The organism is Myxococcus sp. AS-1-15 (assembly GCF_020037055.1).
Taxonomy (GTDB): Bacteria; Myxococcota; Myxococcia; order Myxococcales; family Myxococcaceae; genus Myxococcus; species Myxococcus fulvus.
In genome coordinates, this window is record NZ_JAIQDF010000004.1 from 237,620 (window position 1) to 262,333 (window position 24,714).

24 protein-coding genes are annotated in these 24,714 nt (G+C 70.1%); 12 read left to right on the plus strand and 12 right to left on the minus strand.

Annotated elements, in window-relative coordinates; genetic code table 11:
• Positions 1 to 11: 11 nt before the first annotated feature.
• The 4 genes from hemC to K8625_RS14120 are packed head-to-tail and all read right to left on the minus strand — an operon-like array spanning position 12 to position 3,517.
• Complete coding sequence (hemC, locus tag K8625_RS14105) at positions 12 to 953, minus strand: hydroxymethylbilane synthase (protein ID WP_141323224.1); 942 nt, start codon at positions 951 to 953, stop codon at positions 12 to 14.
• Positions 950 to 2,284, minus strand: coding sequence for a glutamyl-tRNA reductase (gene hemA / locus K8625_RS14110; RefSeq protein ID WP_223783012.1), 1,335 nt, complete (start codon positions 2,282 to 2,284; stop codon positions 950 to 952). The genes hemC and hemA overlap by 4 nt, the downstream gene beginning before the upstream one ends.
• Positions 2,285 to 2,286: 2 nt before the next feature.
• Positions 2,287 to 3,102, minus strand: a complete 816-nt coding sequence (locus tag K8625_RS14115; RefSeq protein ID WP_141323221.1) for an inner membrane protein YpjD — start codon at positions 3,100 to 3,102, stop codon at positions 2,287 to 2,289.
• A gap of 34 nt (positions 3,103 to 3,136) precedes the next feature.
• Positions 3,137 to 3,517 carry a hypothetical protein gene (locus K8625_RS14120; protein ID WP_194869015.1) on the minus strand — a complete coding sequence of 127 codons (381 nt, stop codon included), beginning with the start codon at positions 3,515 to 3,517 and terminating at the stop codon, positions 3,137 to 3,139.
• 179 nt (positions 3,518 to 3,696) lie between these two features.
• On the opposite strand from K8625_RS14120, the gene trxA reads away from it, so the two are divergent.
• Complete coding sequence (gene trxA / locus K8625_RS14125) at positions 3,697 to 4,026, plus strand: thioredoxin (protein ID WP_223746765.1); 330 nt, start codon at positions 3,697 to 3,699, stop codon at positions 4,024 to 4,026.
• Positions 4,027 to 4,497: 471 nt separating this feature from the next.
• Positions 4,498 to 4,827, plus strand: coding sequence for a hypothetical protein (locus K8625_RS14130; protein ID WP_046712903.1), 330 nt, complete (start codon positions 4,498 to 4,500; stop codon positions 4,825 to 4,827).
• 116 nt (positions 4,828 to 4,943) lie between these two features.
• On the opposite strand, the gene K8625_RS14135 is transcribed toward K8625_RS14130, so the two are convergent.
• From K8625_RS14135 to mreC, 5 genes are all read right to left on the minus strand, one after another.
• On the minus strand, positions 4,944 to 5,630 hold the full coding sequence (locus K8625_RS14135; RefSeq protein ID WP_223783013.1) for a PilZ domain-containing protein: 687 nt from the start codon (positions 5,628 to 5,630) through the stop codon (positions 4,944 to 4,946).
• Positions 5,631 to 5,767: 137 nt separating this feature from the next.
• Positions 5,768 to 6,919: a rod shape-determining protein RodA gene (gene rodA, locus K8625_RS14140; protein ID WP_223746763.1), complete on the minus strand. Its 1,152-nt coding sequence runs from the start codon at positions 6,917 to 6,919 to the stop codon at positions 5,768 to 5,770.
• A complete protein-coding gene (gene mrdA / locus K8625_RS14145) occupies positions 6,903 to 8,942 on the minus strand; it encodes a penicillin-binding protein 2 (protein ID WP_223746762.1) in 2,040 nt (679 codons plus the stop codon). The genes rodA and mrdA overlap by 17 nt, the downstream gene beginning before the upstream one ends.
• A complete protein-coding gene (locus K8625_RS14150) occupies positions 8,939 to 9,439 on the minus strand; it encodes a hypothetical protein (protein WP_141323212.1) in 501 nt (166 codons plus the stop codon). Before K8625_RS14150 ends, mrdA begins: the two co-directional genes overlap by 4 nt.
• On the minus strand, positions 9,436 to 10,296 hold the full coding sequence (mreC, locus tag K8625_RS14155; protein WP_046712898.1) for a rod shape-determining protein MreC: 861 nt from the start codon (positions 10,294 to 10,296) through the stop codon (positions 9,436 to 9,438). The genes K8625_RS14150 and mreC overlap by 4 nt, the downstream gene beginning before the upstream one ends.
• 218 nt (positions 10,297 to 10,514) lie before the next feature.
• Here mreC and K8625_RS14160 point away from each other — a divergent pair, with 218 nt between their 5' ends.
• Positions 10,515 to 12,083 carry a SurA N-terminal domain-containing protein gene (locus K8625_RS14160; protein WP_174816718.1) on the plus strand — a complete coding sequence of 523 codons (1,569 nt, stop codon included), beginning with the start codon at positions 10,515 to 10,517 and terminating at the stop codon, positions 12,081 to 12,083.
• Positions 12,084 to 12,166: 83 nt separating this feature from the next.
• On the opposite strand, the gene K8625_RS14165 is transcribed toward K8625_RS14160, so the two are convergent.
• Positions 12,167 to 13,261 (minus strand): sensor domain-containing diguanylate cyclase, encoded by a 1,095-nt coding sequence (locus K8625_RS14165; RefSeq protein WP_141323208.1) that lies wholly within the window; start codon positions 13,259 to 13,261, stop codon positions 12,167 to 12,169.
• Positions 13,262 to 13,311: 50 nt separating this feature from the next.
• Here K8625_RS14165 and K8625_RS14170 point away from each other — a divergent pair, with 50 nt between their 5' ends.
• Together K8625_RS14170 and K8625_RS14175 are read left to right on the plus strand one after the other, a co-directional pair.
• The gene (locus K8625_RS14170) at positions 13,312 to 13,911 is read left to right on the plus strand and encodes a nucleoside triphosphate pyrophosphatase (RefSeq protein WP_223783014.1); all 600 of its coding nucleotides are present in this window, start codon (positions 13,312 to 13,314) and stop codon (positions 13,909 to 13,911) included.
• Complete coding sequence (locus K8625_RS14175) at positions 13,908 to 14,579, plus strand: YggS family pyridoxal phosphate-dependent enzyme (RefSeq protein ID WP_223783015.1); 672 nt, start codon at positions 13,908 to 13,910, stop codon at positions 14,577 to 14,579. The genes K8625_RS14170 and K8625_RS14175 overlap by 4 nt, the downstream gene beginning before the upstream one ends.
• 15 nt (positions 14,580 to 14,594) lie before the next feature.
• Here the strand turns inward: K8625_RS14175 and K8625_RS14180 are convergent, their stop codons facing one another.
• Positions 14,595 to 14,804: a hypothetical protein gene (locus tag K8625_RS14180; RefSeq protein WP_141323204.1), complete on the minus strand. Its 210-nt coding sequence runs from the start codon at positions 14,802 to 14,804 to the stop codon at positions 14,595 to 14,597.
• Positions 14,805 to 15,134: 330 nt separating this feature from the next.
• Between K8625_RS14180 and K8625_RS14185 the strand changes: the two genes are divergently transcribed.
• The 6 genes from K8625_RS14185 to K8625_RS14210 all read left to right on the plus strand — a co-directional run bounded on the left by K8625_RS14185 (position 15,135) and on the right by K8625_RS14210 (position 22,716).
• Entirely contained in the window at positions 15,135 to 15,941 is an 807-nt protein-coding gene (locus K8625_RS14185; RefSeq protein ID WP_223746759.1) for a DUF3108 domain-containing protein, read from the plus strand.
• A 25-nt stretch (positions 15,942 to 15,966) separates the two neighbouring features.
• Positions 15,967 to 17,658, plus strand: a complete 1,692-nt coding sequence (locus K8625_RS14190; RefSeq protein WP_223783016.1) for a DUF4091 domain-containing protein — start codon at positions 15,967 to 15,969, stop codon at positions 17,656 to 17,658.
• Positions 17,659 to 17,680: 22 nt separating this feature from the next.
• Entirely contained in the window at positions 17,681 to 18,595 is a 915-nt protein-coding gene (locus tag K8625_RS14195; RefSeq protein WP_223783017.1) for a DUF3108 domain-containing protein, read from the plus strand.
• 136 nt (positions 18,596 to 18,731) lie between these two features.
• On the plus strand, positions 18,732 to 20,204 hold the full coding sequence (locus tag K8625_RS14200) for a hypothetical protein (protein ID WP_223783018.1): 1,473 nt from the start codon (positions 18,732 to 18,734) through the stop codon (positions 20,202 to 20,204).
• 43 nt (positions 20,205 to 20,247) lie between these two features.
• Positions 20,248 to 21,351, plus strand: a complete 1,104-nt coding sequence (locus K8625_RS14205; RefSeq protein WP_223783019.1) for an imelysin family protein — start codon at positions 20,248 to 20,250, stop codon at positions 21,349 to 21,351.
• A 27-nt stretch (positions 21,352 to 21,378) separates the two neighbouring features.
• Positions 21,379 to 22,716, plus strand: a complete 1,338-nt coding sequence (locus K8625_RS14210) for a di-heme oxidoredictase family protein (RefSeq protein WP_223746754.1) — start codon at positions 21,379 to 21,381, stop codon at positions 22,714 to 22,716.
• 32 nt (positions 22,717 to 22,748) lie between these two features.
• On the opposite strand, the gene K8625_RS14215 is transcribed toward K8625_RS14210, so the two are convergent.
• Complete coding sequence (locus K8625_RS14215; RefSeq protein ID WP_223783020.1) at positions 22,749 to 23,642, minus strand: LysR family transcriptional regulator; 894 nt, start codon at positions 23,640 to 23,642, stop codon at positions 22,749 to 22,751.
• A 108-nt stretch (positions 23,643 to 23,750) separates the two neighbouring features.
• On the opposite strand from K8625_RS14215, the gene K8625_RS14220 reads away from it, so the two are divergent.
• Positions 23,751 to 24,650 (plus strand): SDR family oxidoreductase, encoded by a 900-nt coding sequence (locus K8625_RS14220; RefSeq protein ID WP_223783021.1) that lies wholly within the window; start codon positions 23,751 to 23,753, stop codon positions 24,648 to 24,650.
• The last annotated feature ends 64 nt before the right edge of the window (positions 24,651 to 24,714 follow it).

The following is a 24,714-nucleotide window of genomic DNA, read 5'->3' on the forward strand; positions in this document are numbered from 1 at the left end:
CGCGCGGCAGTCTAGGGCCGCGCGCCCGGGCGGCGAGCGAAATCACGCAGGATGTCCGCCGCGCCACGCGACAGCAGGTCGTCCGCGAGCGCCTCGCCCAGCTCGGCCGCCTTCGCCACGGGGCCACGCACCTCGCCCCGCACCACGTGTGCGCCATCCGGCCGGCCCACGAGTCCGCGCAGGTGCACCTGGCCCTCCGACACCGTGGCATGCCCCGCCAGCGGCACCGTGCAGCCACCCTCCAGCTTCGCCAGCAGCGCCCGCTCCGCCGTCACCGCCACCCGCGTCGTCGCGTGCTCCAGCGGCGCGAGCAGACCGCACACCCGCGCGTCCGCCCCGCGGCACTGGATGGCGAGCACCCCCTGCCCCACCGCTGGCAGGCTCACGTCGGTGGACAGCACCTCCGTGATGACATGCTCCAACCCCAGTCGCTTGAGCCCCGCGTGCGCCAGCAGCGCGCCGGCGAGCCCCAGCTCCTTCGTCTTCGCCAGGCGCGTCTGCACGTTGCCGCGCACGCTCACGATCTCCAGGTCCGGCCGACGCGAGCGCAGGATGCAGCTGCGGCGCAGCGAGGACGTCCCCACGCGCGCGCCCTGGGGCAGCGCGTCCACCGTCGTCTGGCCCGCGGTGCCGCAGAAGGCATCCCGGGGGTCCTCGCGCTCGGGCACGGCCGCGAGTACCAGCCCCTCGGGCAGCTCGGATGTCATGTCCTTCAGGCTGTGCACCGCGACGTCGGCGCGCCCGTCGATGAGCGCCTGTTCAATCTCCTTCACGAACAGGCCCTTGCCGCCCACCGAGGACAGGGGCGCGGACAGGAAGCGGTCCCCCTCGGTGGTCATCTCGACGAAGGACACCTCGAGGCCCGGGTGGTGGGACTTCAGGAGCGCGCCCACGTGACGCGCCTGCCAGAGCGCCAGCGGGCTCTGCCGGGTGGCGATGCGCACGGACGTCATCGCTTCGCCCCCGTGGCCACCTGCGCCGGGCCCTGCGCGGACAGGGCCTGCGGCTGCTGCTCCGCCGCCTCCAGCTCCGCCTCGAGCAACCCGAACAGCTCCGCGGCCGCGCCCGCCAGCCGGTTGCCCTCGCCCTCCGGCCCCACCGCGCGCAGGCGCGAGGTCGGCTCGTGCAACAGCTTGTTGACGATGGCGCGCCCCATGGCCTCGATGCTCTTGCGCTGCTTGTCCGTCAACCCATCCCCCAGCGACGTCAACGTCCGCTCCACCTCGGCGCGGGCAATCCCCTCCGCGCGTTGCCGCAACCTCGCCAGCACCGGCATCCCCTCGCGCAGCGCGCGCTCCTTGACGAAGCGAGCCACCTCCTGCGCCACCAATACCCCGGCCTTGTGCGCCTCCTCGGCGCGCGCGGCCGCGTTGTCCGCGACGAACTTCTGGATGTCGTCCACGTCGTAGGCATGCACCCAGTCCAGCGTGCCCACCCCGGGGTCGATGTCGCGCGGCACCGCCAGGTCCACCATGAACAGCGGGCGACCACGGCGCGCCTTGCCCACCGCGCCCACGTTGTCCCGCGTGAACAGCGGCACCGGCGACGCCGTGCTGCACACCACCACGTCCGCCGCCGTCAGCAGCGTGAAGAGCTCCTCGAAGGGCCGCGCCGTCCCGCCCACCTCGGCCGCCAGCGCCTCCGCTCGCGCCAGGGTGCGGTTGGTGATGAAGAGCTTCGTCGCGCCCGCCTGCTGCAGGTGCCGCGCCGCCAGCTCTCCCATCTCCCCCGCTCCCACCACCACCACCGTCTTGCCCTTCAGCCCGTCGAACACCTTGCTCGCCAGCTGCACCGCCGCGGACGCCATGGACGTCGCCGCGCGGCCGATGGCCGTCTCGGTGCGCACCCGCTTGGCGCAGCCGAACGCCGCCGCGCACGCCCGCGTCAGCTCACCCCGCACCGCGCCCGCGCCCTGCCCGCGCTCGAACGCGTCCTTCACCTGGCCGAGGATCTGCGCCTCGCCCAGCACCATGGAGTCCAGGCTGGACGCCACGCGGAACAGGTGGATGAGCGCGGCCTCGCCCCGGTGCTCATACAGGTGCTCGGCCGCCTCGGGCCCGCCCAGCGCCTGCAGCTCCGACACGGCGCGCTCCCGGGCCACGCCCCCATCCGGCGCGGACAGATACACCTCCACCCGGTTGCAGGTGGAGACCCACAACACCTCCACCGGGGCCTGCGCCAGCTTCTGCAGCACCTCCACCTGACGCGCTTCGGACAAGGCCAGCCGCTCGCGCACCACCAGGGGCGCCGTGCGGTGGGACAGGCCAATGCAGACGAGCTCCATACTCAGGGAATCCTCATGACGGCGGCCGCGGTCGGCGTCGCGTCATACGAGGTGAGGAAGGACACCAGCACCAGGCAGAAGCCCGCCATGGTCAGCAATGCCACCCGCCTCCCACGCCAGCCGGCGAAGATGCGCGCGTTGACCAGCGCCGCGAACACCGCCCACGCCACCACCGTGGCGATGGACTTGCCATCCCACTGCCAGCCCACCGTGGTCGTCACGAAGAAGGCCCCCGTCGCCAGGGTGATCGACAGCGCGATGAAGCCCCACACCACCAACCGCCGGTTGAGGGTGTCCAGGAACTCCAGCGACGGCAGCCGCGCGAACAACAGCCCGAAGCGCTTGGCCCGCACCTGCCGCTCCATCAGCAGGTACATGACCCCCACCCCCGCGGCCACCGCGAACGCCGCCAGCCCCAACAGCGCCAGCGAGATGTGCAGCGGCAACAAGGGCTGGCGCACGCCGGGAGGCAACGGCGACTGGCCCCCGTGCAGCAGCAGGCCGGGCAGGAGCACCGTCACCGCCAGCGGCGTCAGGAACGCGCCGATGACGGGCCTGCGGTAGCGCACGTCCAGCGCCAGGAAGATGGCGAGCAGCAGGAAGGCCAGCGCGGAGAAGCCCTGCGCCAGGCCCACCGGACGGCCGCCCTGGGCGCCCAACAGCTCGAACAGGGCCACGCCGTGGAGCACCAGCCCCCCGCCCACCAGGACGCGACCGGCCATGGCCAGCCCTTCCGACTGGCGGACGAGGTAGGCGAGGTAGGCCACGGCGGCGATGCCGTAGGCGTGGCAGGCGAGCGATACGAGCGTGTGGCTCATGGAATCAGGCTCATAACCGCGGCAGACAGGCGAATCAGCCCATCTTGTTGAGGAGGAACGCCGCCAACAGGTCCGTCTCCGAATCGGGTTTCTTCCCCGCCGCCTCCGGCTTCGGAGCGCCGGAGGGGACCTCCGTCACATACCCCGGAACGACCTCGTAGGCGGACTCCCCCACCAGCACCGAGTCGGCCATCTGCTCGGCCCCCAGTCGGGAGAGCTGCTCCTCGGTCTTCACCTTGGCCACCAGGCCGTGGGTGTCCTCGCCCGACACCAGTTGCAGGAAATGCACGGCCGGTGAGACGGCGAAGGCCGTTCCACCCTCGGCCATGACCACCAGCCGGCCGTCACGCAGGTCCGCTTTGTCAGCCAGTGCCCACTCCTCGAGCTGGGCCTGGGGCAGGAAGAGCTTCGTCACGCCCGCCAGCCTACACCAGCGCCGCGCCCGGGGGGCGGATGATCCTTCCAGGTGAAACCCCGGGCTGCCGGCCGCATCATTGCGGGCGGACTGGCCCCGGCCCACCGGTTCTTGCAGCCCCACGAGGCGCGTACTAGACGACGCGCCATGCAGGCCACAGCGGGCCCCAAGGAGACATCATGGCAGGCGACAACGTGACGAATGTCGGAGATGGCGACTTCAAGCAGCAGGTGCTGGACTCCGAGCAGCCCGTGCTGGTGGATTTCTGGGCGACCTGGTGCGCGCCGTGCCGCGCCATCGCGCCCTCCATCGACGCGCTCGCCGAGCAGTACAAGGGCCAGGTGAAGTTCACCAAGCTCAACATCGACGACAACCAGGGCACGCCGCAGAACTACGGCATCCGGTCCATCCCCACGCTGCTCGTCTTCAAGGGCGGCCAGGTCGTGGAGCAGATCGTAGGCGCCGTCCCCAAGGCGCGCATCGAGGACGCCCTCAAGAAGGCGCTGTAGACCTCCGAGCGCCGGGCACGGGCCTGGCGGGTCGAGGCCAATGCCTCCCGCCCACGCCCTGTCCGGCGCTTCGTCGTACGGCCAGACGCCCCACCCCGTTTCGTTTCCGGGACGAATCAACCCGCGCTCCGCTCCTTCGCGTGACGCGCTTCGTCTCGCACCCAGCGTGAGTCCCTTGCGCGGCCCCGCCAATCCCACGCCACGCGCACGCAAACTTTTCGTGCCCTCTCAGCGATTTCTCAGACTTCGCGCCATTTTCACCCGCGCGGACAAATCCACCGCGATGCGCAAATCAGCACGCATGGCACGTGTGGAAAACACGTATCCCTTTGCAGTCGTGTCACCAATTTTTCGGGACGACTTGCGAGTCATGAGAGACCCCTCCCAGGCTGTATTGACAACGTTGACATCCACCGCCAAATAAGCGCATTGGGAGTCTTGCTTTGTTTGACTGTTTTCACGGGAGTTTTCATGGCACGACCACGTAAGGAGTTGTCGAAGGTCCCCCTGACCCCCGCCATGGTGAATTGGGCGGAGGCGCTGGGTGACGCGATTGGCCGAGGCGTCCTCCGCGCGATGAACCAGGGCATGCCGCTGTCGAGCGGCTCGGGGAGCAGCAATGCGCTGTCGGCGAGCCGTCGGCGCGGCCGTCCGCCCAAGGCCCTTGCGGGCAACATGGTGGCGGCGGACCGGCGTTGCACGATGCCGGATTGCACGCGCGAGCAGCGCTCGAAGGGGCTGTGTTCAGCCCATTACCAGGCGGAGCGGCGTCGCTTGTTGGCGGGTGGCAAGCCCGCCTGAGACACGGCGGTACGCGGTGGCGCCCACGGCCCTGGGCGAGCCACCCGCCGTCAATGCGTGTCAGGGGTGGGCATTCCCTCGCATGACGGGCAGGCTCGCGAGGGAGGCACGATGGGTCACTTCGCCTGCCAGGGGTCCGCTTCCGTGCTCGTCGCCTTGAGCAGCTCCCAGGCCGAAAGCACATCCACCACCCGCTCCAGCTCATTGGGCAGCGAGCGCGCCCGCTGCGAGCGCAGGTAGTCCTCCGCGAAGGCCCGCAGGCGGTTGCCCACGAAGAGCCGGGCCAGGGCCACCTCCGTCTGTCCACTGAAGTCGAGGAAGCGGATGCCGAAGCCGCTGCGGCCCCCGGGGCCGTCCTCGCGCTCCTCGCGGACGATTTCGGCCCGGGCCCGCACGGGCGCGGCGCCGGGCTCCAGCGAGAAGCTCACGCCCAGCACCGTCCCCAAGGGCAGGTAGAAGGTGCTCTCCAGGAAGGCGCCGCTGACGCTGACGTTGATGGACGCCAGGCTCGCCGCGAACCGGCGCCCGCCCTGGTCGTCATCCACCCAGACCTCGAAGCGTGTCGTCAGCTGCGCCCGGGGGAACTCCCGGTGCTCGGGCTCCCCCTGGTTCTTCTCGATGACGGGCAACAGCGCCGCCACGGGCGTGGGGGCCACCGAGGGAGGCCTGCGAGGCTCCTCCTTCACCGGAGCGCCCGGCCTGGCCACCACCGTCGCCGCCGGGGGCTTCACGTCCCTCGCCGCCTGGGGAAGCTCCGCCACGCGGACACTCCCCGTCGCCTTCTGCCCACCCTTCCTCTGCATGCCTGACCTCCACCGGCCCGGGAGGGCTTCACCCTCCCCCCGGAATTGGTGGGTTGATTCATACACCACCCTGGGCCGGGCGCCGAGCGCTCGTGACGACCTCGTGAGTCTCCCGTCGTCGCGCGGCTCGCGATGTCTCAGAACATGTGACGACGCATGCTGATGTTCACCAGCAATCCAATGCTGAGCATCACGGACATCATGGAAGACCCGCCATAACTCATCAGCGGCAGGGTGATGCCCGTCACCGGCAGCAAGCCGATGACCATGCCGATGTTCTCGAACACCTGCCAGAAGAGCATGGCCACGACGCCCACGGCGACGAAGGCGCCGAACCTGTCTCGGGCGCTGAACCCCACCCCCAGGCCGAAGATGAAGATGGCGCCATAGAGCACCAGCAGGAGGGTGCACAGCACGAAGCCGTGCTCCTCCGCCCACACCGAGAAGATGAAGTCGGTGTGCTGCTCGGGCAGGAAGCGCAGGCCCGTCTGGGTGCCCTCGCGCCAGCCCTTGCCGGACACGCCGCCGCTGCCCACGGCGATCTTCGACTGCGCCGCGTGGTAGCCGCTGCCGCGCAGGTCCGCCTCCGGATCCAACCACCCGGAGATGCGCTGGCTCTGGTGCTTCTTCAGGTGGTGCCGGACGATGGTGGGCCGGGGCTCCGGCACCTCGCGGATGTAGTCGTTCCAGATGACGATGGCGCCCGCGAGCACCCCCGCCACCAGCGTGGCCACCAGGTACCAGCGCACCTTGCCGAAGAGGATGACGGTGAGCGACGACAGGCCGATCATCAGCGCGGTGCCCAGGTCCGGCTGCACCAGCACGAGGATGAAGGGCACGCCCACCACCACCAGCGGCTTCCACAGCCGCACCAGGCCGTAGGACGGCTCATTGGGGCGGAAGTCGTCGTGGTAGACCTTGGCCAGCATCAGCACGACGCCAATCTTCATGAACTCCGCGGGCTGCAGGCGGAACGGGCCGATGGCGAACCAGCTCTCGGCGCCCTTGGCCGTGTGGCCGACGAAGCGCAGCGCGATGAGCGCCAGGATGTTGGCGACGTAGATGGGCATCGCCATGCGTTGGATCCAGCGGTAGTCCACCAGGCACACCACCAGCACCGCGACGATGCCCAGGCCCAGGTACAGGGCCTGGCTGGACCACACGGGCGCCAGCGGAGGACGCGACGCGGAGGCCAGGTTCCAGATGCCCAGCAGGGCCACGGCCAGCACGCAGAAGATGAGCCCCCACGGCACGTGGGGCACCATCCGCCGCTCAATCCTGAGTTGCATGCCTGTCCTCGGACTCCTCGTCGCCCGGAAGCTGCGTGGGGGGGCGCACGCCCCGCGTCATGGCCGCCTCGTCGGGAGACGGCGGGCGGAACATCGACGGGGTGTAGGGCTGGTTGGGACGCGGCGGCGGCGCCGTGGCGTCCAGCTTCTTCAGGTCCAGGTACTTCTGGATGACGGCCAGCGCCGTGGGCGCCGCGTCCGAGCCGCCGTGGCCGCCGTGCTCGTTGAGCACCACCACCGCGATTTCAGGATGGTCCGCCGGGGCGAAGCCCGCGAACCAGGCATGGTCTCTCTCGAAGAAGCTCATCTGGTGCGTCTTCAGGCGGATGGCGCCCAGGCGCGCCACCTGCGCGGTGCCCGTCTTCGCCGCCACCTTCACGTCCAGGTCGCGCATGTACTTCAGGCGCGAGCGGTACGACGTGCCGCCCGGCTCATGGGCCACCTTCACCAGGCCGTCGATGACGGCCTTCAGATGCGCGGGCGGCAGGTCCACCCGACGGACGACCTCCGGCTTGAACTCCTCGATGACCTGGCCGTCCAGGTTCTCCAGCCGCTGCACCATCTGCGGCTTGTACAGCGTGCCGCCGTTGGCGATGGCCGCGTACATCAGCGCGAGCTGCAGCGGCGTGACGTTGTTGTCACCCTGGCCGATGGCGCTGTTGAGCGCCATGCCCTTGGTGTAGCCGCCGGGCGAGGCTTTGTCGTGGTACGCGCTGGTCGGCATGATGCCGGGCACCTCCGCCACCACGTTGATGCCGGTGGGGCTGCCCAGGCCCAGCGACTTGCCCATCTCGCCAATCGGGTCCAGGCCGATGGTGTCCGCCACCTTGTAGAACCAGGTGTCGCAGGAGCTCTTCATCGCGTCCAGGCCGTCGACGTGGCCGTGGCCTCGGTCCAGGTGGCAGCGCCAGGTGCGCGCGCCCAGCCGGTAGCCGCCGGGGCAGTTCACCACCGTCTCCGGACGGAACGCGCCGGACTTGAACGCCGCCAGCGCGGTGACGACCTTGAACGTGGAGCCCGGGCTGTAGTGCTCGGCCGCCACGCGGTTGACCATGGGCTCCAGCGGATCGCGCGACAGCTGTGCCATCTGCGTGGGCGTCACGCGGCCCGTCAGGAGGTTGGGGTCGAAGCCGGGCCGGGACACCAGCGCGCGGATGAAGCCCGTGTGCACGTCGATGGCGACCACCGCGCCGGTGACACCGGGGAAGGCGCGCTCGGCCTCCTCCTGCAGGCGCATGTCGATGGAGAGCACCAGGTTGCTGCCCGCCTTGGGCTGCACCACGGCGTTGTCGCCCAGCTTGACGTTGAGCTCTTCAATCTTCTGGCCGCGCGCGTTCACCACTTCCTTGCGCACGCCGTCCTGGCCGCGCAGGCGCTGCTCGAAGTAGCGCTCCAGGCCGCGCCGGCCGATGTAGTCCCCCAGCGCGTAGCGCGCGCCGTCGCCGTTGAGCCGCTCGAGCTCGTCCTGGGTGATTTCGTTCATGTAGCCCAGCACGTGCGACAGCACCGTGTTGGTCCGGTAGAAGCGGTGCGGGACGGGCGCCACCTCCACGCCGTCCAGGATGTCCCGGCGCGCCGCCAGCCGATCATACTCGTCGCGCGTCAGGTCCACGCGCACCGGCACCGGCTGGAAGGGCGCGTTGCGGCGGCCCTGGCGCACCAGGTCCTCCACCTTCTTCGCCTGGTCCGCGTCCCACTGGAGCAGCTCCGCCAGCCGGGGGATGACCTGCGCGAAGCAGTCCGTGCAGAACGCGGGCGTGACGACGGCGTCGAAGGACGGGCGGCTGTCGACGAGGATGGTGCCGCGCGCGTCCTTGATGACGCCGCGGTCGGCGCGCAGCCGCACCTCCTTGACGAAGTTCGCCACGCTCTTGGCGGAGTACTCCTCGCCGCGGGTGATCTGCAGCCGGTAGAGCTGGATGGACAACAGGGCCAGGCCCGCCGTCATGGCCAGGCCCAGCCACAGGAAGCGCCGGCGCAGTTCGCGGCCCGGCGTCGTGTTGCCCAGCGTGGGGGGCGTCACCTCAGCAACCCCGCCGGACGGTCCTGCGCGGCCTCGAAGCGGCGCAGGAGCGGGAAGAGCGCCAGCGCCGCCAGCCCCGTGAGCGCCACCTGCAGCGGCAGCCCCGCGAGCGCCGGCGCCGTGCCGCCGTCCTTCACCGTCAGCCAGGTGAAGAAGGCCGCGAGCAGGCCGTGCCCCACGTCCGCGCCCATGGCGAACAGCGCGAACGACACCGCGCCGCGCACGTCCACGAAGGTGGACACCAGCCGCCCGACGAGGAAGGTGAACACGGCCAGGAAGGTGAACAGCCCCGTGGGCTGGCCGCTCATCAGGTCCAGCAGGTAGCCCACCGCGAACGCGGAGAAGGCCCCTTCGAGCAGCGTGGCGCGCAGCGCGAGGAACGCCACCAGCACCACGGTGACGTCGATGCGGCCCAGCACGAGCCCCGCCTGCTTGACGACCACGGACTCCAACGTGAGCAGCGCCAGCGCGATGCCCACCGTCACCAGGAACTTCATTTCGACGCACCCTCCGCCGCGCTGCCCTGCGCCATCGCCTTGTAGGGACTGCCCACCACCAGCACCTCCTCCAGCTTGCTGGTGTCCACCGCCGGCACGATGTCCGCGCCCTGGAACATGCCGTGCTCCTTCTTCTCCAGGTTCGTCACCCGGCCCACCACCAGGCCCGGAGGATAGATGCCATCCGTGCCGGAGGTGATGATGAGGTCGCCGTTGTCCACGTCCTCGGTGCGCAGCATGTTCTCCAGCTTGAGCGGCCCGCTGCCCGCCCCCGACGCCGTGCCCCGCGCCCGGGAGCGCTGCACCAGCACCGCCACCCGGCTCTGCGTGTCCGTCACCAGCGCCACGTCCGAATAGCTGGAGGTCGCCCGGATGACCTGCCCCACGATTCCGTCCGGCGTCACCACCGACATGCCCCGGAACACCCCGTCCTTCTCCCCGCCGCTGATGCGCACCGACAAGAGCTTCGCCACCGGGTTGACGCCCACCACCCGCGCCGGAATCTCCGGCCCCGGCGCCACCTCCGCGTACCCCAACAGCTTGCGCAGCCGCTCGTTCTCCGTGCGCGACTCCCCCAGGGCCTGCACCGAGGCGCGCAGTTGGAGGTTCTCCAGCCGCAGCGCGTCATTCTCCTGCCGGACCCCGCGCAGATCGAGGTAGTGGCGCACCGCGGACACCGAGCCCTCGATGGTGGCGGTGAGCGCCTGCTGCACGGGCGAGGTGACGGCGATGACCGCCCGGTCGATGGGGTTGGGGTCCCTGCCCTTGCGCCCGCTCAGCAGGAAGGCGACCAGCGGGTAGAGGAGCAGGACGCCGACAATCAGGGGACGCCGGTATCGCTTGAGGAGCGACAGCACAGAGGGGAATTCCGGGGTGGGAGGAGGAAGCGGAGGGAGGGGGTGCGGCTAAACTCTCTAAATCGCTTGCATTTTCTGGTGCAGTGTCCTAGGCAGTCAAGGCCCGCGAGGGGGGTGGTCGCTGGTCCGCCACCCTTCAGCCGGGCTACCAACAACACCGCGTCGCGAGTCCTTCCGCACGACTTTTCTCGGCGCGTTTGCTCTCCGAAGTGACGACAATGGACGGTCTGAACCCCCGGAAGGTCCTCTCCCTGCTGTTCATCATCGGCATCGCGGTGGTGTTCACGCTGCAATTCGGGCCGGGCAGCACCGGCTTCGGCGCCTCGGGTCCGGTGACGGCACCCGGCTCGGTGGCCACGGTGAACGGCAAGGAGATCCCGCTGCGCGACTTCGCCACGGCCTGGGCCCGGCAGATGAGCTTCCTGCGAGCGCAGGGCAGCCCCATCCCCGAGTCCGTGGCCCGCCAGTTCGGCATGCACAACCAGGTGCTCGACAGGCTGGTGAACACGGAGTTGCTCGCCCAGGCGGCCGAGCAGCGCGGCATCACCCCGTCCGATGAGGAGCTGCGCAAGCTCATCCATCAGAACACGGACTTCCACGCCAAGGAGGGCGGGTTCGACTTCGCGCGCTACCAGCAGGTGCTGCGCGACTTCTACCGGAAGACGCCGCCGGAGTTCGAGACGGAGCTGCGCCGGCAGCTGGCCGCGCAGAAGATGATGGAGGTCGTCCGCGCCAACGCCACCGTGTCCGACGACGAGGTGCGCGCGCGCTACGAGAAGGACGGCAACCAGGCCAAGGTCGTCTTCGCGCGCTTCCTTCCCACCATGTACGCGGACAAGGTCGCCGCGCCCACGCCCGCGCAGCTGACGGAGTGGAAGAAGGCGCACGAGAAGGAGATCAAGGACTACTTCGAGGCCAACCGCTTCGTGTACCAGCAGCCCGAGCGCATCCGCGCGCGCCAGGTGCTGGTGAAGCTGCCCCCGGAGGCGACCGCCGAGCAGAAGGCGGAGGCCCTCAAGAAGGCGGAGGCGCTGAAGAAGGAGATCGACGGCGGCAAGGACTTCGCGCAGGTGGCGCGTGACTCCAGCGAGGACCCGGGCAGCAAGGCGCGCGGTGGCGACCTGGGCTGGGTGGAGCGCGGCAGCTGGGAGCCGGTGCTGGCGGACGCGGCGTTCGCGCTCAAGGCGGGCGAGGTGACGGCGCCGGTGGAGACGAAGTTCGGCGTGCACCTGGTGAAGGTGGAGGAGAAGCAGGCGGCCCAGGACAAGAAGCTGGAGGAGGTCCAGGACGAGATCGCCACCACGCTCTTCAAGCAGGAGCGCGCCAAGGAGACGGCGAAGGCGGAGGCCCAGAAGGCGCTGGCCACGGTGCAGGGTGGCAAGACGCTCAAGGAGCTCTTCCCCGCGGAGAAGGAGCAGCCGGCGCTCCTGCGCTTCGAGACGGAGACCCGTCCGGAGGCGGTGGAGACCGACAGCTTCACGGCCGAGGGTGAGGCCGTGCCGCACCTGGGCCCCGCGCCCGCGCTGGTGAAGGCGGCCTTCGCGGTGAGCGCGCCCCAGGTGCTGGGCGAGGTCTTCCCGGTGGGCGAGGGCTTCGTGGTGGCGCAGGTGGTGGAGCGCCAGAAGCCGGACACCGCGGGCTTCGAGCAGAAGAAGGACGCGCTGCGCGTGCAGGCCCAGCAGGCCAAGCAGATTGAAGTGACGGAGTCCTTCCTCAAGGCGCTGAAGAAGGGCGGCAACGTGGTGACCAACCCCGAGGCCATCGACTCGGTGGTCGGCGCCGGGTAAGTCACCCGCTTCAGCTGACAGTACGTGAGGGCCGGGCCGAGGGACTTCCCTCCCCGGCCCTCTCGCTTTTGCAGGGCCCGTGTTCAGCGCACCGGGAAGTCGGAGCCGCCGGAGGGCGTGTCCGGGCCCGGAGGCTCCGCGACGCAGAGGGCATCCCGGCCCCGGGCCTTGGCGCCGTACATGGCGAAGTCCGCGGAGCGGATGAGGTCCAGCGCGGAGGTGGCGTGGTCCGGATAGGTGGCCACGCCGACGCTGGCGGTGACGCGCACGTCCAGGCCGTGCTCCTGGAGGAAGGAGCGCCCGCGGAAGGCCTCACAGACCTTCTGGCCGATGTGCGCGGCGCCGTCCTGGTCCGTCTCCACGAGGAGGATGGCGAACTCGTCGCCCCCGTAGCGGAACACGGCGTCCAGCCCGTTGCGCCCCAGGGACATGAGCAAATCGCCCACCTCCTTCAGCGTGGCGCTGCCCATGAGGTGGCCGAACCTGTCGTTGACGCTCTTGAAGTGGTCCAGGTCCAGGAACACGAGCGACAGCGGGTGGCGGAAGCGCGCCGAGCGCTTCACCTCCGTGTCCAGGAGCGCGCGCAGGTGCCGGGCGTTGTAGCAGCCGGTGTGCTCGTCGGTGATGGTGAGCTCCTGCACCCGGCGGAAGTTGCGCGCGTTCTCAATCGCGATGGCCGCGTAGTCCGCGATGGCCGTCAGCGTGGTGAGGTCGTCGTTGGAGAACGGCGGGTCCGTGGGGCCGTTGACCAGCTCGATGACGCCCAGCACGTGCCCGCGCGACAGGAGCGGCACGGCGAGGATGGAGCGGGTGTGGAAGGCGGAGGCCTCGTCGAAGCGGGGCGCGAAGCTGGGGTCCCCGCCCACGTCGTGCACCAGCCGGGCGACCCCGGAGGAGAACACGGCCCCGGCGATGCCCTCACCGGGGTTGAGCTGCAGGCCCTTGAGGACGCCGGCGCCCTCGCCCACCGCGATTTCGAAGTAGAGCTTCCCGGTGCGCTCGTCCTGGAGGATGAGGGACCAGTTGCGAGGCAGCAGCAGGCTGCTGACCTTCTGCATGACGAGCGCGAGCACCTCGCGCAGCTCCAGCGTGGACGTCAACGCCTTCGCCATCTCGTTGTAGGCGGCCAGTTGCTCCACCGTCCGCTTCATGGCCGACAGGAGGTCCGCGGGATTCATCCGTAGAGTCCACTCCGAGGCGCAAGTCTGCTAAGGCCTGGAGCCGTAACATGCACACGCACGCTGATCAAACGTTGCTCGTCCTGGCCTCCGGTTCTCCCCGCCGTCGGGACTTCCTGTCGCAACTGGGGCTCACTTTTACCGTCTCCGCGGCGGACATCGACGAGACACCCCACCCAGGCGAGGAGGCGGCCGCCTACGTCCTGCGGCTGGCGCGAGAGAAGGCCCGCGTGGTGGCCGGGCGCTCCCCTGGCGCCTTCGTCCTCGCGGCGGACACCACGGTGGCGCTGGGCATGACGCTGTTGGGCAAGCCCCAGGACCCGGCCGAGGCTCGCGCCATGCTCACCAGCCTGTCCGGCAAGACGCACGATGTGTACACGGGCGTCGCGCTCGCGGGGCGGCATGAAGAGGCGCTCGCGGTCCACACGCGCGTCACCTTCCGTGAGCTGAGCGCCGGAGAAATCGACTGGTACGTGGGCACGGGCGAGCCGGTGGACCGGGCGGGCGCCTACGCCATCCAGGGCAAGGGGGGCTTCCTCGTCGCGCGCATCGAGGGCAGCCCCACCAACGTCGTCGGCCTGCCGCTGGGCGAGACGCTCGCGCTGCTGACGCGCGCCGGCGTGCCCCTGGCCTGGAAGCCCGCGCCATGAGCACGGGCGTCGCGGAGCGGCTGGCGTCGGTGAAGGCGCGCATCGCGAAGGCGTGCGAGCGCGCGGGGCGTCCGGTGGAGTCGGTGACGCTGGTGGCCGTGTCCAAGCTCAAGCCGGCGGCGCTCATCCGCGAGGCATACGCCGCGGGTCAGCGCGACTTCGGGGAGAACTACGCGCAGGAGCTGCGCGACAAGGCCCAGGAGCTGTCGGACCTGGAGGGCCTGCGCTGGCACGCCATCGGTCCCCTGCAGACGAACAAGGTGAAGTACGTGGCGAAGGTGGCCAGCGCCTTCCATGCGTTGGACCGGCTGGAGGTGGCGCGCGAGCTGTCCAAGCGGCGCGAGGGCACCTCTCCCCTGCCTTGCTACGTCGAGGTCAACGTGGGCGGGGAGTCCACCAAGTCGGGCCTGGAGCCCGCCGCCCTGCCCGACTTCCTGGGCCAGGCGCGAGCGCTGCCGGGCCTCACGCTGGTGGGGCTGATGTCGCTGCCGCCGCCCACGGACGACGTGGCCCGCGCGCGCGGTTATTTCGACGCGCTGCGCGAGCTGTCGCGGAGCCATGGCCTGCCCGGGCTGTCCATGGGCACCACCCACGACTTCGAGCTGGCCATCGAGGCGGGCGCCACGCTGGTGCGGGTGGGCACCGCCCTCTTCGGCGAGCGGGACTGAGGGCCGGCGCGCGGGTCAGATCTCCTTGAACTTCGCGCGGCCCTCCGCGCTGATCTTCACCTTGTACTCGCAGCCGCAGTAGTTGCAGCGCAGCTCGTCCCCATCCCCGAAGCCATCGTGCACGGGGTTGTTGGCGTCGCAGCCCGGACAGTCGAACTCCTTGAGGCGGCCGCCCTTGGTCGTCTCCTTGGCGTCGTCGTCGTCGAAATCGTAGTCACCGGCCATGTTCCCGCGTCTCCAGGGCAAGGGGGCGACCTCCAGCCGGGGCCGCCTTCTCTTCGGGAGGCTAGCAGCGGTGTCGGCCGGTGGACACGCCCGGCGCGCCGCAGGGCGGCCGGGTTCAGGGGGCCGGGAGGCGCCGTGGGGCCCCTCCGTGCGAGACTCATGTCCCCTTCCGCCCCTCAGGTCGCCCCCACGACGAGGGAGCGGGCGTCCATTGAATGCCCGCCGCATAGGCACGTCGATGGGAAATGTGGAGTGGCGGGAATGGTTCGGGGGCATGGCCTGGCGAGTAGCAGGCGGGCTACTTAACTTCCTTGCGATGGAGCTCACTCGATGCGTGCGCAGTCCAATTGGGGGTTCGCGGCGGTGGTTGCGGGCCTGGTCTGGTCGGCGGCTGCCCTGGGCCAGGAGTCTTCCGCGAACCCGGCGTTCGGCCCCGGTGAGCAGGCGCAGTATCGCGTGAAGTACCTGGGCATGACAGCGGGCACCGCGCAGGTGACGGTGGGCGCGCCCATGAAGCAGTGGGGCGAGGACGTGTGGCCCATCGTCGCGGTGGCGCGCTCGGACGCGCTCATCGGCGTGTGGCCCATCAAGGACAAGTTCGTCTCCTACTGGAAGGCGGACACCCAGCGCGTGGTGGGCAGTGACTTGCACGCGGACGAGAACGGCAAGCGCCGCCGCCAGCGCATCAAGCTGCAGCCGGATGGCAAGAGTGTCTTCGTCGTCAAGCAGAAGGAGGGCGAGGCGCCGCGCGAGTCCACCGCCGAGGTGGCCGAGGGCACGCTCGACGTGACGGGCGCGACGTTCGCGCTGCGCAACCGAGAGCTCGTCGTGGGCGGCGAGTACGCCTACCCGGTGTTCACCGGCAGCAAGAGCTTCACCATGCGCGCCAAGGTGGAGTCGCGCGAGACCTTGAAGACGGAGCTGGGGACGCAGGAGGTCTTCAAGACGCGGGTGCAGGCGGAGTTCGGCGGCAGCCTGACGTCGAAGCGGGACATGTTCGTCTACCTCACCACGGACGCGCGGCATGTCCCGGTGCGAATCGAGGCGGACTTCGCGCTCGGCACGGTGGTGGCGGAAATCACCGACTACCAGCCGGGGCGGACGATGGCGGTGGCGAGCGCGGAGAGCGGTGGGTAGCACCGCTGGAGAGTGAAGGGGGCGGATGGGCGCGGGATGGGCGTGGGTGGTGATGGCGGCGCTGGCCGCCACGCCGGAGCCGAGGGTGGTGTCGCCCCTGGTCAAGGTGCGCCCGGGCTCCGCCTTCGCGTCGCGCCCCGTGGCCCGCCTGAGCGTGGCCCGCGGCGAGTGCGAGGGCACGCAGGTGGTGCTGCCCGACTCGGCCCGTCGCCTGAAGGTGAAGCCGCTGCTGCTCGGCGGTCCGTCGGACGCGCTGCGCGCGGACCTCTGGCGCGTGGGCTACCTGGATGTCGAGGTGCCCTCCAACTCGGAGGGGGACGTGGGCCCGTGGCCCGATGCCCTGTTGCCGCTCGGCGCGCCCGAGCGTGACGACGCCCCACCCCGCCCCGTCGTGCTCTACGTGGAGGTCTGCGCGAAGGAGGACCAGACGCCGGGCACCTATCAGGGTCGCCTGCGCGCGAGCTTCAACAAGCTGGAGCACGTGAGCGTCCCCTTCACGGTGGAGGTGCAGCCCTTCGCGCTGCCGGCGACGTCCTCGCTCGCCACCAGCTTCGGCATCTCCCTGTACAGCATCGCCCGGGGCCACGGGCTCACCCCCGAGTCACCGGAGGCCCGCGAGCTCTTGCGCGACTACGCGCGCGTGCTGCTGGAGCACCGCGTGAGCGCGCATGGCATGAGCATGACGCCGCCGTCCGTGCGCTTCGAGGGCGACACGCCCATCATCGACTGGAGCGACTACGACGCGGAGATGGCGCCCTTCCTCGACGGGAGCCTGCTGGCGTCGGGTGCGCGCTTCACCACGTCGGACGTGCGCGACAGCCGCAAGGCGGACACCGAGGAGCGCAAGGTCGCGTACTACCGCGCGTTCGCCGAGCACTACCGGACGAAGGGCTGGCCCGCGCAGCTCTTCTTCTACGCCAAGGACGAGCCGAAGCCGGAGGACGTGCCGCTCGTGCTCGCGCAGTCGCGCCGCGTGCGCGCCGCCGGGGGCAGCCGCGTGCTCATCACCACGCCCATGGAGGAGCCGCTCGCGAGCGCCGCCGACATCCTCGCGCCCACGCTCAACTGCTTCTTCCCTCGCCCCGGCCCCCAGACCTGCCGCGCCGTGCACACCATTGCCCAGATGCGCGAGCAGCTTCCCGAAGGCACCCGTATCTGGTGGTACCAGAGCTGCAACTCGCATGGCTGTGATGGGGGCCCGTCCCAGAAGCGTGCCCAGGAGAAGAGCTACAGCGGTTGGGCCTCGTACATGGTGGACCACCCCGCCGTGCTCAACCGCGCCATGGGCCTGCTCGCCTTCACGAGCGGCGTGGACGGTGAGCTCTATTTCGACACCGTCTTCGCCTACAACACCAAGCACGACGTCTGGACCGACGTGTTCGAGTTCGGTGGCAACGGCGACGGCACCCTCTTCTACCCAGGCACGCCCGGCCGCCTGGGAGGTTTCCGACACCACCCCGTGGCGTCCCTGCGCCTCAAGCACCTGCGCGACGGACTGGAGGACTACGAGTACCTCCGGCTGCTCTCCGCGCTGGGGGACGAGGCCTTCGCGAAAGACGCGGCGCGCAAGCTCGTGAGGTCCGGTTGGGACATCCGCCGGGATGCGCGAGAATGGACGCAGGTCCGCCAGCTCGTGACGGCGAGGCTCCGGCAGCGGTGGTTGGCATCAGAATTCGCGAAGCGTCCGGGCCGTCACACGCCCAAGAGCACCCCGTAGTTTCTCTCTGGAAGGAAGAAGGATGAGCACCCTGCGCACCCTCCTGGCGACCTGCCTGATGCTGACCTCCGGCGGTGCCGCCTGGGCCCAGCTCCCCGACACCGAGGCCGACAAGCCCGAGGGTGAGAAGCCCGCCGAGGCCACCGAAGCCAAGCCCGACGAAGCCCCCATCACCGTGGAGCCCTGCGCGCAGGCGCTGCCCGCGCTGCGCATGCCGCTCACGTTCATGCCCGGCGAGGTGCTCGAGTTCGACCTGGACGCCATGGGCGCGCAGGCCGGCAAGATGACCCTGCGCGTCCAGAAGCCGCAGGACGGCCAGATTCCCGTGCTCGCGCAGGCGGAGACCAACTCCTTCTTCTCCAAGGTCCGCCGCGTGCGCGGCAGCGCCACCACCTGGCTCAACCCGCGCACGCTGCGCCCCAAGCGCTACGTCGAGGACGCCACCGAGAACGAGATGCGCCGCAAGGTGGAGGTCGCCTTCACCCACAAGGACCGCGCCATCAAGGTGGACTACCAGATCGGCCAGCGCCCCAAGGGCCAGTACAACTACACCTACGACAAGGACGGCCTGGACGTGGCCGGCTCCATCTACCTGCTGCGTCAGCTCCCGCTCGAGGAGAACCTCTCCGTCTGCTTCGACGTGTACGGCGTGCGCCGGCTGTGGCGCATGCAGGGCCAGGTGCTCAAGAAGGAGAAGGTCACCACGCCGCTGGGCCAGTTCGACGCCTGGCACCTGGTGGGCACCGCCGTCCGCCTGGACCGCCCCAAGCAGAAGCGCGAGGTGCACGTGTGGCTCTCCGACGACGCGCGCCGCCTGCCGCTCGCCGCCGTGGGCACGCTGGACCTGGGCGCCGTGCGCGCCACCCTCACCTCCGTCAGCCGCCCCGGCGAGAAGCGCCAGGAGGCCGGCCCCGGCAAGGAGGAGATGAAGTGGTGATGTCCAACTGCTGAGAAAAGAAGACACGGCTCGAGGAGAGGCCCGGTGGACGGAGTTCCCGGGCCTTTCTCTTTGAACCGAAATTGATTCTGGTTTGCAAAATCAAAATCATGAGCGTAGGGTGCGCGCCGCTCCGATGCGCCCACGCTCTTGTCTTGTCTCGTCGTCGTTCCTGCTCTGTTCCACCCTGCTGCTCTCCACGACGGTCGCCCGCGCCCAGGATTCGGCCGGTGCTCCGGTGGTCTCCGCCGCACCGCCGAGTGATTCGCCCGAGGGGCCCGTCGCCTCGGCTCCATCCGCCGAGCAGCCCGAGCAGCCCGCGCCGTCCCCCGCCGCCCAGGAGCCCGCGCCCGTCAGCGCGGCGCCCGCTCCCGCGGCCCTGAGTCGGGCGCGGCCGAACATCGACACGTTCGTCACCGCCTACGGCGAGCTGCTGTTCGGCTATCACAACTACGGGTTGAACCAGAACCGGACGGGTGGCGCGCAGCGCGACTCGCGGCTGGAGTTCGACACCACGCGCTTCGTGCTCGAGATGAAGGGCGCGCTGCCGGACTATGGGCTCGAGGTGGAAGTCGAGGTCGAGTTCGAGCACGGCGGCACCGGCACCGCGATGGAGCTCGAGTACGAGGAGTTCGGCGAGTTCGACCAGGAGCTCGACAAGGGTGGAGAGATCCTCGTCGAGGAGCTCTACATCTCGAAGAAGCTCGGCGACCACGCGGCGCTCGCGGTGGGCCGCTTCTACGTGGCGGTGGGCACGCTGAGCGAGTTCTCGCGCCCCACCGACTACCTGGGCACCCTCCGCGACGAGGCGGAGACGGGCATCATCCCCAACACGTGGGACGAGATGGGCCTGCGGCTGCGCTACAAGTTCCCCTGGGGCCTGCGGCTGACGGGACAGCTGGTCAACGGGCTGGACTCCACGGGCTTCAGCTCGCAGCTGTGGGCGGTGGGTGGCCACCAGCGCCGCTTCGAGGTGCAGCGCGCCACGGACATGGCCCTGGTGTTCCGCGCGGACGTCACCCACTTCGACGGGTTCATCTTCGGCGTGTCCGCCTACCACGGCGACACCACGCGCAACCGTCCCAAGGCGGACCTGGTGAAGAGCTGCGAGGAGGCGAATGATCGCGAGGTCGCCCCGTGCGGCTACGTGTCCGCGCCGCTGACGCTGCTGGACGTGCACCTGTCCGTGTCCAAGGGCCCGTGGAGCGCGAAGGGCATGGTGATGTACGGCCACCTGAAGAACGCGGAGCTCGTCTCGCAGCGCAACGCGCGCCTGTCGAACCTGCTGGGCGTGATGCGCACGCCGGTGTCCGACAACGCGTTGGCCGCGTGGGGAGAGCTCGGCTACGACATCGCGTCGGTGGTGGGCCTGAGCAACTCGCACCACCTGTTCCCGTTCGTCCGCTACGACTACGTGGACACGCAGTTCAAGCCGCGCGCGGAGCTGTACGACAACCCCCGCTTCCGCCGCACCGTCTACACGGTGGGCGTGGCCTACAACCTGCTGAACACGGTGTACGCGAAGCTCGACTTCGGGCACCGCCGCATGGGCTCGGGCGCCTTCCGGCCGGAGAACACCCTGCGCCTCGCCACCGGCTTCAACTACTGACGCGGCCCTCCCCGTGTCCCCTCCCCCCAACGAAAGGTCAGTCATGAAGCGTACGTCCCTGCCCCTGCGTCTGGCGCTCGCGCCCGCGCTCCTCACCGGCTCGCTGTTCCTCGCGGCCTGCGGCGATGATGATTCCAACACCCCCAACGAGGGCGACTCCAAGGTCACCTCGGAGCTGGTCGTCACGTTCGCGGACAAGGTCGTGGTGCCGACCTATGCGCGGCTGGCCACGCGGCTGACGGAGCTGGACGCGGCCTGCGTCGCGCTCGCGACGGCGCCCACGACGGAGAAGCTGACGGCGGCCAAGGCGGCCTGGCGCGCGGCGCGCATCCCCTGGGAGCAGAGCGAGGGCTTCCTCTTCGGCCCCGTGGACAGCTTCGGCTATGACCCGGCGCTGGACAGCTGGCCGGTGAGCCACACCGAGTTGGAGGCGGTGCTGGCCAACAACGCCGCCCTCACCCAGCAGTACGTGAGCAACCTCAAGAACGAGCAGAAGGGCTTCCACACGCTGGAGTACCTCATCTACGGCGATGGCGGCACCAAGACGGTCGAGCAGCTGACGCCCCGCGAGCTGGAGTACGTCACGGCCCTGTCCGCGGAGCTCAAGGCCGTGGGACAGCTGCTGCACGGCGCGTGGGCGCAGGCGCACGACGGCAACCCGCCGTTCCGTGACACGCTCGCGACGGCGGGTCAGTCCGGCAACACCGCGTATCCGTCCGTGGAGGCCGCCGCCCAGGAGATCGTCGGTGGCATCACCACCATCCTGGACGAGGTCGCCAACGGGAAGATCGCCGAGCCCTACGACACCAGGGACCCGGACGTGGTGGAGAGCCAGTTCGCGTACAACTCGCTGGAGGACTTCAGCAACAACATCCGCAGCGTGGAGAACGCGTACCTGGGCCACCTGCAGGGCGAGGCCAAGACGGGCATGTCGCTGCGTGACGTAGTGGGCGTGGACAGCGCGCTCGACGCGAAGATCCGCCAGCAGATCGCCGGCTCCATCAGCGCCCTGGCTGCCGTCCGCGAGCCGTTCCGCGACTCCATCCGTGACGAGACGGAGCGCCCGAAGATCGCCGCCGCGCAGGAGGCCATCCGCGCCCTGCACGACACCTTCCAGGGCGAGGTCCTGCCCCTGCTGTCGAAGTGATGTAGGAACTCAGGCCAGGTGAACGCCATGCGACGTGCGGTGATGCTGGGAGCCCTGCTGCTGTGGTCCGCCGGTTGTGGCGAGGAGGCGCCGATGGTGCCCCTGGAGCCACCGAGGGCGGGCGGGGCCACCACCGTCGACAACCGCACGTCGCAGGCGTTCGCGCAGCCGGCCGCGAACCTGCGTCCCGAGTACGACCGGCTGCACCGTGCGGGCGACGCGGCGTTCGCGGCCATCTTCGTCCCGGCGCCCTCGCGGGTGAACCCGGGGCTCGGGCCCACGTACAACAACGTCTCCTGCAACGGCTGTCACCTGCGCAACGGGCGCGGCATGCCGGTGATGGGGCCCACCGCGCAGCGCACCCAGCTCCTCGTGCGCGTGAGCCTGCCGGAGGGCGTGCCCGACCATCCCCACGGCGCGGTGCCCGTCCCCGGACTGGGGCTCCAGGTGCGTGACCAGTCCATCTACGGCCAGGTGCCGCCGGCCTCGCTCACGCTGTCGTGGGTGGAGCGCACCGGACAGTACCCGGATGGCACGCCGTACACGCTGCGCTCGCCGAGCGTGCGCATCGTCAAGTCGGATGGCTCGGCGCTGCCGGAGGACATGATGATGTCGCTGCGGCTTCCTCCGCCCGTCTTCGGACTGGGGCTGCTGGAGGCCGTTCCCATCGAGGCGCTGCGCGCGCTCGAGGACCCGGATGACCGGGACGGTGACGGCATCTCCGGACGGCTGAACGAGGTCTGGGACGTGGCGCTGCGCACGCTGTTGCCCGGGCGCTTCGGCTGGAAGGCGAACAGCCCGCACCTGCTGCAGCAGTCCGCGGAGGCGTACTTCAACGACATGGGCATCACGAGCCCGCTCTTCCCGGAGCCGGACGGGACGCACGAAATCACCGCCGACATCCTGCAGGCGGCCGTCTTCTATTCCGAGTCGCTCGGCGTCCCCGCGCGCACCGCGCTGGAGGACCCCGTCGTCCAACGCGGCGAGAAGCTGTTCCGCGCGCTGGGCTGCGAGTCCTGCCACCGCGAGACGCTGGAGACGGGCGAGGCCGCCTACGAGGAGCTCGCCTTCCAGCGCATCCATCCGTACACGGACATGCTGCTGCACGACATGGGGCCGGAGCTCGCGGACGGACGGCCGGATGGCGCGGCCACGGGCACGGAGTGGCGCACGCCCGCGCTGTGGGGCCTGGGCCTGACGCACACGGTGCTGCCCTACTCCGGCTTCCTGCACGACGGCCGGGCCCGGACCATCGAAGAGGCGGTGCTGTGGCACGGCGGCGAGGCGCTCACCGCGCGCGACGGCTTCCACCGCCTGTCCGCCGATGACCGCGCCGCGGTGCTCAAGTTCCTCGGCTCGCTCTGAGGTGAGCGCGGCGGGAGTGTCCGCTCCCGGCCTCACATCGGGAAGGAGCGCTGCTTCAGCGTCTCGAGGAGGAAGTCGCGGAAGGCGGCGACCTTGCGAGGCATGTGCCGCTCCGCGGTGGAGACGAACCACACGCTCCCCGCCGGCATGCTCCACTTCGGAAGCAGCGCGACGAGTCGCCCCTCGGCGACCTCCGGTTCCGCGAGCATCGTCGGCAGGAACCCGATGCCCGCGCCCTGACGAAGCACCTCCCGCATGAAGAACATGTCGTCGCAGACGATGGCGCCATCCTGCGGCATGACGAGCGTCTCGCCGGGCCCCACGAGCCGGAAGGGCATGGGGGAGCGGAAGGACACCCAGGTGTGGCTGGAGAGTTCGCGAGGATGGCGCGGCATGCTCCGGCGCGCGAGATACGCCGGCGACGCATAGAGCCGCAGGGAGAGCGTCCCGAGGCGGCGGGCGCGCAGCGACGAGTCCTTCAACGGGGCGATGGCCAGTCGCAGCGCGGCATCGAAGCCCTCCGCGACCAGGTCCACGACGCGATTGTCCAGGTGCAGGTCCACCTTCACCGCGGGGTAGCGCGCCACGAAGCGGGTGATGACCTCCGCGAGCACCGTGGTCCCCCAGTCCACCACCGACGTCAGCCGCAGCACGCCTGACGGCTCCTCCTCCAACTCCGGCAGCTCCCCCACGGACTTGCGCAGCGCGAGCAGCATCGGGGACACCCGCTCGTAGAGCGCTTGTCCCGCGGTGCTGAGCGACACCCGGCGCGTGGTGCGGTGGATGAGCTGCACACCGAGCGAGGACTCCAGGCGGGCGATGCCCCGACTCACCGACGACTTGGGCAGGCCCAGCTTCTTCGCCGCGCTGGAGAAGCTGGCGCCCTCGGCGACGGCGACGAAGAGGGTGAGCTGGTTCAGGTCCATTGTTCCTCCCGTGGAACAGTATGCTCCAGCGGGCCGCATTGTGCAGGACGCCGGGCGGCGCTACCCATGAGCCGGAGCCAATGTCGCTCCCTCGCTCTGGAGATTCACATGACGGCCACATCCCCCACCCTGCTCGTCACCGGCGCCTCCGGCCATCTGGGCCGCCGCGTCGTGGAGCTGCTCCTCGAGGCCAGGAAGGGGCCTCTCATCGTCACCACGCGCGAGCCGTCGAAGCTCGCGGACCTGGCGGCGCGCGGCGTCGTGGTGCGCAAGGCGGACTTCGATGACGCGTCGACGCTGGACGCGGCGTTCGCCGGCGCGGAGCGACTGTTGCTCGTCAGCACGGACTCGCTCGATGTTCCTGGCCGCCGAATCACCCAGCATCGCCATGCCGTGGAGGCCGCGCGGCGCGTGGGGGTGAAGCACGTCGTGTACACGTCGCTGACGCGGCCGGAGCCCGACTCGCCCATCACGCTCGCCAAGGACCACTGGGCCACGGAGCAGGCGCTGGCGGCGAGCGGACTGGGCTTCACCGTGCTGCGCAACAACGTCTACATGGAGATGCTCTTGCACAGCCTGCCCCAGGCCGTCGCGCAGGGGCGGCTCGTCACGGCGACCGGGACGGGGGCCACGGCGTATGTCACGCGCGAGGACTGCGCCCGGGCGGCGGTGGCGGCGCTCGCCTCCTCGTACGAGGGACAGCGCGTGCTGGAGATCACCGGGCCGTCGGCGGTGACGCAGGCGGAGCTGGCGCGGTTCGCGGGTGAGCTGTCGGGGCGCCCCGTCGAGTCCATCGCCGTGGACACCGCGAGCCTCGCCGCGGGCCTGGTGGCGCACGGGTTGCCCGCACCGATGGCGGAGGCCTACGCGTCGTTCGACGCGGCCGTGGCACAGGGCCGCATGAGTGGAGTGAGCACGGCCATCGCCGACCTCACCGGGCACGCGCCCGTCGACATCCGCGACTTCCTGTCGGCCCATCGCGCGGTGTTCGCGGCGAAGGGACACTGAGGGGCGGAGGCCCCGCGGGGGTGGGAAAATTGACGGGGTGCTACGGGCCTGTAGCGTCGAGCCC